Here is a 1,137-nt window from a genome sequence, read left to right as displayed (position 1 = left end):
AGACTCGCTTTCGCTGCGGCTCCGTCTCTTCAACTTAACCTTGCATGGGATCGTAACTCGCCGGTTCATTCTACAAAAGGCACGCCATCACCCATAAACGGGCTCTGACTACTTGTAGGCACACGGTTTCAGGAACTATTTCACTCCCCTTCCGGGGTGCTTTTCACCTTTCCCTCACGGTACTGGTTCACTATCGGTCACTAGGGAGTATTTAGCCTTGGGAGATGGTCCTCCCTGCTTCCGACCGGATTTCACGTGTCCGGCCGTACTCAGGATCCACTCAGGAGGGAACGAAGTTTCAACTACAGGGTTTTTACCTTCTATGACGGACCTTTCCAGATCGCTTCATCTACCCCGTTCCTTTGTAACTCCATGTTGAGTGTCCTACAACCCCAAGAGGCAAGCCTCTTGGTTTGGGCTATGTCCCGTTTCGCTCGCCGCTACTCAGGGAATCGCGTTTGCTTTCTCTTCCTCCGGGTACTTAGATGTTTCAGTTCCCCGGGTATGCCTTCAATACCCTATGTATTCAGGTAAAGATACTGCTCCATTACGAACAGTGGGTTCCCCCATTCGGAAATCTCCGGATCAAAGCTTACTTACAGCTCCCCGAAGCATATCGGTGTTAGTCCCGTCCTTCATCGGCTCCTAGTGCCAAGGCATTCACCGTGCGCCCTTTCTAACTTAACCTAAAAAGGTTTATAACTCTAATTAAATAGAGAGAAAAACTAAAATGGCGATTACTCGATGTTTACTTTGCTTCTTCTTACGATTATCTAGTTTTCAAGGAACGAATTTTGGTGGAGCCTAGCGGGATCGAACCGCTGACCTCCTGCGTGCAAAGCAGGCGCTCTCCCAGCTGAGCTAAGGCCCCGTTATGAGTATGGTGGGCCTAAATGGACTCGAACCATCGACCTCACGCTTATCAGGCGTGCGCTCTAACCAGCTGAGCTATAGGCCCCCACAACGAAATATATATGAGAGATTGCACTCTCAAAACTAAACAAACAAGAAACGTCAACCTTATTATCAGTCCGAAAGGACTGCATTATCCTTAGAAAGGAGGTGATCCAGCCGCACCTTCCGATACGGCTACCTTGTTACGACTTCACCCCAATCATCTGTCCCACCTTAGGCGGC

At 49.4% G+C, this 1,137-nt stretch carries 2 tRNA genes and 2 rRNA genes; all 4 read right to left on the bottom strand.

Annotated features, from left to right (window positions below):
• Window positions 1-687 (bottom strand): 23S ribosomal RNA (locus ACFVSW_RS28005); the annotation flags it as partial.
• Window positions 688-795: 108 nt separating this feature from the next.
• A tRNA-Ala gene (locus ACFVSW_RS28000) sits at window positions 796-871 on the bottom strand.
• Between the two features lie 10 nt (window positions 872-881).
• Window positions 882-958 (bottom strand) — tRNA-Ile (locus ACFVSW_RS27995).
• A gap of 97 nt (window positions 959-1,055) precedes the next feature.
• Window positions 1,056-1,137: ribosomal RNA gene (locus ACFVSW_RS27990) — 16S ribosomal RNA — on the bottom strand; the annotation flags it as partial.

The sequence above is a fragment of the Neobacillus sp. NPDC058068 genome (genome assembly GCF_042885335.1).
Taxonomy (GTDB): Bacteria; Bacillota; Bacilli; order Bacillales; family Cytobacillaceae; genus Neobacillus.
Note: the sequence above shows the minus strand (reverse complement) of the source record. Positions and strands in the feature narration are given on the sequence as shown.